General features: G+C 72.6%; 8 protein-coding genes. 3 read left to right on the top strand and 5 right to left on the bottom strand.

The features are described 5' to 3' along the window. Positions 1–175: 175 nt before the first annotated feature. Positions 176–979: an IclR family transcriptional regulator gene (locus G3I19_RS32440; protein WP_164267292.1), complete on the bottom strand. Its 804-nt coding sequence runs from the start codon at positions 977–979 to the stop codon at positions 176–178. Between the two features lie 123 nt (positions 980–1102). Here G3I19_RS32440 and hutI point away from each other — a divergent pair, with 123 nt between their 5' ends. The 3 genes from hutI (at position 1103) to G3I19_RS32425 (ending at position 4021) form a co-directional block, all read left to right on the top strand. Further along, positions 1103–2398: an imidazolonepropionase gene (gene hutI / locus G3I19_RS32435; RefSeq protein ID WP_164267291.1), complete on the top strand. Its 1296-nt coding sequence runs from the start codon at positions 1103–1105 to the stop codon at positions 2396–2398. Continuing rightward, positions 2395–3111 carry a HutD family protein gene (locus tag G3I19_RS32430; RefSeq protein ID WP_343235272.1) on the top strand — a complete coding sequence of 239 codons (717 nt, stop codon included), beginning with the start codon at positions 2395–2397 and terminating at the stop codon, positions 3109–3111. Before hutI ends, G3I19_RS32430 begins: the two co-directional genes overlap by 4 nt. 109 nt (positions 3112–3220) lie before the next feature. Beyond that, entirely contained in the window at positions 3221–4021 is an 801-nt protein-coding gene (locus G3I19_RS32425; RefSeq protein ID WP_164267294.1) for a MurR/RpiR family transcriptional regulator, read from the top strand. 115 nt (positions 4022–4136) lie between these two features. Here G3I19_RS32425 and G3I19_RS32420 read toward each other — a convergent pair whose 3' ends face one another. The 4 genes from G3I19_RS32420 to G3I19_RS32405 form a co-directional block, all read right to left on the bottom strand. Further along, complete coding sequence (locus G3I19_RS32420; RefSeq protein ID WP_239074983.1) at positions 4137–5357, bottom strand: lipase family protein; 1221 nt, start codon at positions 5355–5357, stop codon at positions 4137–4139. Positions 5358–5732: 375 nt separating this feature from the next. After that, a complete protein-coding gene (locus G3I19_RS32415; protein ID WP_164267290.1) occupies positions 5733–6971 on the bottom strand; it encodes a Glu/Leu/Phe/Val dehydrogenase dimerization domain-containing protein in 1239 nt (412 codons plus the stop codon). A 104-nt stretch (positions 6972–7075) separates the two neighbouring features. Beyond that, positions 7076–7321, bottom strand: a complete 246-nt coding sequence (locus tag G3I19_RS32410; RefSeq protein WP_164267289.1) for a hypothetical protein — start codon at positions 7319–7321, stop codon at positions 7076–7078. Beyond that, positions 7305–7556: a DUF6400 family protein gene (locus G3I19_RS32405; protein WP_164267288.1), complete on the bottom strand. Its 252-nt coding sequence runs from the start codon at positions 7554–7556 to the stop codon at positions 7305–7307. Before G3I19_RS32405 ends, G3I19_RS32410 begins: the two co-directional genes overlap by 17 nt. Positions 7557–7739: the final 183 nt, after the last annotated feature.

The raw sequence follows: 7739 nt of genomic DNA, 5'->3' as shown, positions 1-7739 counted from the left end.
GGCCGCCCGGTGGGCCGACGCCCCGGGGGCCGGTGTCCGTACGGAGAGCCGGCGCCCGTGGCGGCCGGATCCGTACCGGGGGCCGGCGTCCGAGAGCCGGCGCCCCGGGGGCCGGCGTCCGTGGCGGACCGGTATCCCCGTAACACGTAACAGCGGGCCGGCCGCCCGGTGGGGCTCACGCGCCGCATGCCGGCCCTTCGTCCGCGCTCGGTGGCGCCTCCAGCACACCGCCCACCCGGCGGGTCAGCTCCCGCGCGGTACGGGAGACATGGCCCGCGATCCGCTCCCGCTCCTCCGCTCCCACCGCGGCGCCCGGGAAGGTAACCGCGACGCCCGCGATCGGATGAGCGCTGTGGTCGAGCACGGCGGCGGCGACCGACGAGAAGCCGCGGGTGACCTCCCCCTCCTCCGTCGCGTAACCGCGCCGCCGCACCCCGACCAGCAGGTTGTGGAGCGCCGACAGCGAGTTCGGCCCGGTCTCGTTACGGGAGACGAACGCCGAGGCATCGGGGAAGAGCGCCCGCACCTGCGCCCGGGACAGCCGCGCGAGCACCGCCCGGCCGCTGGCCGTGAGATGGGCGGGAAGACGTACCCCCACATCGCTGACCAGCGGCGCCCGGCCCGGCGCGCGCTCCTCGATCACATACAGGACCTCGCGCCCGTGCAGCAGGGCGAGGTGCGCGTTGTGCCCGGTGCGGTCGACGAGCTGTGCGAGCGGCAGCCTGGCCAGCCGCTCGAAGGGGGCCTGCCTGCTGTACCCCGACGCGAGCTCGAAGGCGCTGACACCCAGCCCGTATCGGCGCTCCTCCGGCAGATGGGCGACGAAGTCCTCGCGGGCGAGGGTGTCGAGCAGGTGGTACGTCGTCGACCGGGGCAGCCCGACGTCCCGGCTGATGGCGGCGGCGGGCACCGGGCCGGCCTGACGGGCGAGATAGCGCAGGATCGCCAGCACCTGGGCGGCCGCGGGCACAGTGGACATGCCGCGAGCGTACGCGCGCCGGGCAGCGCAGCCGTGCCCCCGGCCGCCACATGTCTCGTATGCCAGACAGTAGGTACTCCACCGACGTGGCGGAACGGCCCGCGGCTGGGGCTACATGGAGACATGGCACCTGCGACCACCACCCTCATCACCAACATCGGCAGCCTCGTCACGAACGACCCCTCGCTCGGCGCGGGCCCCCTGGGTCTGCTCCGCGACGCCGCTGTCCTGATCGAGGGCACGGACATCGCCTGGGCCGGGCCCGCCGGCGCGGCGCCCGCGGCGGACCACCGCGTCGACGCACAGGGGCGCGCCGCCGTTCCCGGCTTCGTCGACTCGCACAACCACCTGGTCTTCGCGGGCGACCGCACCGAGGAGTTCAACGCCCGTATGTCGGGCCGCTCCTACACCGCCGGCGGTATCCGCACCACCGTCGCCGCCACCCGCGAGGCGAGCGACGAGGAGCTGAGCGCCACGGTCGGCCGCTACCGCGCCGAGGCGCTCCGGCAGGGAACGACCACGCTGGAGACCAAGTCCGGCTACGGCCTCACCCCCGAGCAGGAGGCCCGTGCGCTGCGGGTGGCGAGGGAGCACACCGACGAAGTGACGTTCCTGGGCGCGCACATCGTGGCGCCCGAGTACGCCGACGACCCGGCCGGATACGTCGGTCTGGTCACCGGTCCGATGCTGGACGCGTGTGCGCCGTACGCCCGCTGGATCGACGTGTTCTGCGAGAAGGGCGCCTTCGACGGCGACCAGGCCCGCGCGATCCTCACCGCAGGCGTGGCCAGGGGGCTCCTCCCCCGGATCCATGCCAACCAGCTCTCCCACGGGCCCGGTGTGCAGCTCGCCGTCGAGCTCGGAGCGGCCTCGGCCGACCACTGCACCCATCTGACGGACGCCGACGTCGACGCCCTCGCCCACGGCAGCACCGTCGCCACGCTGCTGCCCGGCTGCGAGTTCTCCACCCGCGCCCCCTACCCGGACGCCCGGCGGCTCCTGGACGCGGGCGCCACCGTCGCCCTGTCCACCGACTGCAACCCCGGCTCCTCCTTCACGAGTTCCATGCCCTTCTGTATCGCCATCGCCGTACGGGAGATGGGCATGACCCCCGACGAAGGGCTCTGGGCCGCCACCGCCGGCGGAGCGCGGGCGCTGCGCCGCGACGACATCGGCCGCCTCGCACCCGGCGCCCGCGCCGACCTCGCCCTCCTCGACGCCCCCTCCCACGTCCACCTCGCCTACCGGCCGGGTGTACCCCTGGTCTCGGCGGTGTGGCAGGCGGGCCGGCGGCACCGTCCGGACGCTTCGCGGGTACTCGCCGAGTCAGCGTCGACGGCAACAGGCACCAGCACCAGCACGAGCGCCGTCACAGGCACAGGCACGAGCACGAGCACACGAGGAAGCGAACGAGCGTGACCAGCGAAGTGAGCATGACCAGAGAGCCCAGCGCATCCGGAGCGTCCACGGCGTCCGGTGAGTGGCGTGTGCTCCGGGCGCACGACCGTCCGGTGACGCCCTGGAAGAACGGCGGCGGCATCACCCGCGAGGTCGCGGCAGGTCCGGCCGGGGCGGGTCTTGACGACTTCGCCTGGCGGGTGAGCCTGGCCGAGGTCGGGCAGGGCGGACCGTTCTCCTCCTTCAGCGGAGTCGACCGGGTCATCACCCTCGTGGAGGGGCCGGGGATGGAGCTCACGGTCGACGGAGCCCCGCACACGATCGCGGCACCCCACCAGCCCTTCGCCTTCCCGGGAGACGCGGCCACCACCTGCCGACTGCTCGGCGGGCCCATCGCCGATCTCAACGTCATGACACGGCGCACCAGGGCCACCGCTCATGTCCGCATGGCCCACGAGGACTTCTCCCTCACCCCCCGCGGAGGAGAGCTGGTCCTCGTGATCGCCCTGCTGGGTACGGTGACCTTCGGAGAGCCGGGTGTGGTCCTCGACCGGCTGGACGCGGCCGTGTTCTCCGGCAGCCACAACGGCTCGGTACGTACTGCTTCGGCACGCGCCGAAGCAGTACGTACCCAAGCAGTGCGTGTCGAAGCAGTGCGTACCCAAGCAGTGCGTGTCGAAGGCGCGGCGGCGGTCATCACCCTGACCGCGGTCCCCGGCTCACCCGGCCTGTGACCGGTGGAACACCTGGGCACGAGCCGATCCGACGGGGGACGACACGGCCGTGCCGCCACTTCAGCGGGCTGACGTCCGGAGCCCCGTCGCCGGCCGGCTGCGGGAGTTGATGGAGGGCTGCCGGCTGACCCCCGCCCAGCGCCGCATCGCGCACAGCATGCTGCGCAGCCCCGACGACATACCGTTCCTCTCCAGCGTCGCGGTGGCCGAACTTGCGGGTGTCAGCCAGCCGTCCGTCACCCGGTTCGCCCTGGCCATCGGCTTCGACGGCTACCCGGCCCTGCGCCGCCACCTGCGGGAGATCGTCACCGCCGGGCCGGAGCTGGGGCCCGAGCCGAGCCCGGAGCAGAGGCCCGCCGCCGCCCCGGCAAACGTCTATCAGCGGCTGGTCCAGGACGAGATCGACAACCTCCGCGACCTGTCCACGGCCCTCACCGACCCGGGGCCCGTCGTCCGCGCGGCCCGCCTGCTCGCCGCCTCTCACCCGCTGCCGGTACTGGGCCTGCGGGCCGCCGCGGCCCAGGCGGTCGACTTCGCCCATGTCGCGCGTACGGCGCACGCGGATGTCCGGCTGCTCGACGAGGGCGGCACCGCGCTGAGCAACCGCATCGACGACGCCGTGCGGGCCGGTGCATCAGCCCTGCTGTGCTTCGCCGTGCCCCGGCACCCGCGCGAGGTCGTCGGCGCCCTCGTCCACGCGCGGGGTGCGGGCCTGACCGTCGTCACCGTCACGGACAGCTCCTTCGCACCGGTCGCACCCCACACCGACCTCCTCCTGCCCGTCGGATCGGCGAACCGCTTCGGCACCGCCTGCGCCCCCGTCCTGCTCGGCCGCCTCCTGGTACGGGCCGCCCGCCACGGAGGTACTGGCGCTGCGGAACCGAGCCGCCGCCGGCGTTCTCCGGAGTGACCGTGTCGATCACCCGTGTCGATCACCCGTGTCGATCACCCAGGAGAAGACACCTCGGAGAAGACACCCCGGAGAAGGACAGGAACGGCATCAACGGGTCAGCAGGTGGAACGGGTCAGCAGGTGGTCGGTGCGGTCTTGCCGGCGAAGCGGTCAGCGAGCCAGGGGAGGCCGTCCGCGCTGGTGGCCGCGGTTGCGGCGATGTGACCGGGGATGTGGTTGCCGGCGAACCGCACCGTCGCGCCCCGGCGGCACCAGGCAGCGGCCAGGTCCTTGCCGACCTGCTGGGGGACGACGTCGTCCAGGGCGCTGTGGGAGAGCAGGACGGGGGTCGCGGGCTTGCGCATGCCGAGCTGCTGGTCGGCCACGATCCTGTCCCAGGGGGCGCGCTTGAGGCGCTCGGTCAGCGGGCGCCCGTCCACGGTCAGGAAACGCGAGTTCAGGAAGGGGTACTTGGCGAGGGCCTGCGTCGTGCACAGGTTGTCCCGCAGATCGTTGGTCACCCGCTTGCCGTGCGCGTTCAGGTACGGGTCGATGTTGATGCCGTACGAGGTGGCAAGTCCGGAGAGTGCGTAGTTGAAGAACGCCCCGTAGGCGGAGCCGTCCATGCTGTCGGCCACCTTGTTCATGTCCGCGGGCGGAGCGCCGACGACGGCGCCCTTGATCTTCAGTTCGGGCGCGTAGGCCGGTGCCAGTTCGGCCGCGGAAGCTGTCGCGCCGCCGCCCTGGGAGTAGCCGTACAGCGCGACCGGGCCGGCGTCCGGGAGATCCACCGCGCCCAGGCGCTGGGCCGCCCGGATGGAGTCCAGGACGGCGCGGCCCTGCGCCTCGCGGTCCATGTACGTGTGGACTCCGGGTGTGCCGAGCCCTTGATAGTCGGTCACCACCACGGCGTAGCCCTGGTCGAGGAGCTTCTTGATGGGCAGCGCCTCGTACTCGGTGCCTTCGGCCAGCTGGCGTGAGGGGGCGCATGTGTCCGCCAGGCCCTGTGTGCCAGGGGCGAAGGCGACGATCGGGCGTTGGCCGTGGGGGGATGCTGCGGGGTCCAGCACGGTGCCGGTGACGGCGATGGCCTTGCCGGTGCGGTCAGTTGTGCGGTACATGATCCGGTGCGCGGTGGCCTTGACCTTGATCGCCTTGAGCGGATCCAGGTAGAAGACACTCGATTCCGAGCTGAGCACATCCCCGTTGCCGGCGGCCAGGCCCGTCGGCTGCTGCCGGATGTGCGGCTGGTCGGCGGAGGCGGCGGTAACGCCGGACGACATGGTCAGGGCAAGCGCGGCGGCGGCAGCGAAGGCTGCGGCAGCCCGCCCGCCCAGGGCACGATGACAACGCAAGAGGGCTCCTCGGTCAGGGAAGCAGGAAGATCACTTTTTACCTGCCGATTGGCTCTTGACCACGCGGAACACCGCAAAGAGCATCCTTTGGCATGAAACAGCGGCTCTTGCGGGTCAGCTCTATCCCTGCCCTGATCACCGAACGGCTTCCGCTCCGGCTGGGTCGCGGCCCACGCCCGCGGCCCACGCCCGCGACCGGCTCCACGTGCCGGATGCGCCGACGACGGGGACGGACTCCGGGTCGCACCACACCCGGAGCGGGTCGCCCGTACCACCGCGATCCGTATCCGCACGCTCAGCGGCCGCGCCCTCCCGCAGCCGCCCGCTTCTGGTCCGCGCCCTCCGCTGCCGTCCGTCCTGCCGTCCGTCCTGCCGTCATCCGTACCACCCGAAGCGCTCCGCGATCACGGGCAGCCGGTCCGCGACGATCGCGTGGGCGGCCGCCCGCGGAGTGGTCCCGTCCGCCTCCGCCCTGGCCAGCATCCGGTCGATGAGGTCCCGCATCGAACGCCGGATGTGCGCGAACGCCTCGTCCGCGTCGGCGCCGATGTCACCGAAGAGCGTCCACCACCACCAGGCGTTCGTGGCGGAGTTGACGACCACGTCGGGCAGCACGGCGACACCGCGCTCCGCGAGCAGCGCCTCAGCCTCCGGCAGTACGGGCATATTGGCGGCCTCGACGATCCAACGCGCCGATATCCGGGCCTGGTTGGCCGTATCGACCGCGTAGGAAACGGCGGCCGGTACGAGCACATCGGCATCGACGCAGAGCCAGGCGTCACCGCCCGCCGGTTCCACGTCTCCGGGGCCGAGCGCGGTACGGTCCACCGCCCCGTACGCGTCCCGCGCGGCCAGCAGCGCCTCCACGTCGAGCCCGTCGGGGTTGGCGACCGTGCCCTTGATGTCGGCCACGGCCACCACCTTCAGACCGGCCGCGGCGAGGAACCGGGCCGTCGCGCCGCCCATCGTGCCGAGCCCCTGCACCGAGACCCGCGTCCCCGCGTACGGGACGCCCGCCCGGTCCAGCACCGCCAGCACGGACTCGGCCACGCCGCAGCCGCCCGCCAGTTCGTCCAGACCGATGCCGTCCACCTCGACCGCGAAGGCGTCCGCCAGCCGCTGCCGGGCCGCGGCCTCGTCGTCCAGCAGGGGATAGACGGCCTGGATGGAGGAGACCAGGCCGGCCTCGGCCGCGGCCCGGTCCACGATGTCCTGGCTCAGGCCCAGGTCCTCGCCGGTGGTCCAGAACCTCTCGATGTACGGCCGCATGGCACGCAGGTACCGCACCAGTACGCCGTACGCCTCCGGGCTGCGCGGATCGCAGTCGATACCGCCCTTGGCCCCGCCCAGCGGGATGTAGCGGGCCTTCGGGTCACCGTCGTTGAAGTGCAGCGCCTCTTTCATGGTCATGCCCCGGGCCAGCCCGGCGACCTCGTCGAGGGTGCAGCCCTCCCGCATGCGCAGACCGCCGCTGGCCACACCGCGCACCAGCCGGTCGACCACCAAGTGACCGTTGCGGCCGGTGACATGGTCGGTCCAGGTCAGCGAGATCAACGGGGCGGCGGGGGCAGCGGTGGGGGCAGGGGGAGCGGCGGGCGGGGCCAGCCCGGACATGGCGCCTCCAGAGACGGCTTGAGAAGCGATTTACTGAACCGTCAGTCAGTATCTGGAGGAGGAAGCGCCACTGTCAACGACAGCGCTGCTGAACCATCGACCGGTCAATGCCGGCGGTCGCCGCCGCGGCGGCCGGAGACTCCGGGCCGGGTGTTCCAGGACCACATGTGCGTGCACCGCGGGCACTGCAGATGGACGACCGGGCCCTCGTTGGAGATCAGATAGCGCCAGTGCTCGAAGCAGTTGCGGCGGGAGGCGCAGGTCGCACAGTGCCGGGCGTCGTCGCAGACGGGGCAGGCCACCCAGGCGCGGCGGCCGGCGTCGGCCTGCGGATCAATGGGCAGCCGCACGGCCCGGCCCCTCCCCCGGCAGAACACCGGCCGCCACCAGCATGTCGTAGGTGCGCTGCTGCTCCGCGTCGAGGCCCGAGTAGAGGAGGGCGTACGCCTCGTCCTCGCCCCGGAGTACGGCCGCCGGGTCCCAGCCGGACCCGAGCGCGGCCACGACCTCGGCCCGCCGCCTGACCTCGTCGGAGGTCAGGTCGAAGGCGAAGGGGGTCAGGCCGGTGATGTTGTCCGGTTCCATGGCGGTACTTCCGATGTATCTGATGTATGCGATGTGCCGGCAGATTCCCCCCATCTGTACCAGGCACCCACGGCGACAGGGAAGGGTGACCTAAGTCGCCCGCGGGATGCCACCGCGGCGGCGCACGGCCCGGACCACCGGCGGGGCGCGACCGGATCCGCCGACGGGGGCGGCCCGTTGCCA

It is taken from the genome of Streptomyces sp. SID10853, assembly GCF_010548145.1.
In the GTDB taxonomy this organism is placed as follows: Bacteria; Actinomycetota; Actinomycetes; order Streptomycetales; family Streptomycetaceae; genus Streptomyces.
Note: the sequence above shows the minus strand (reverse complement) of the source record. Positions and strands in the feature narration are given on the sequence as shown.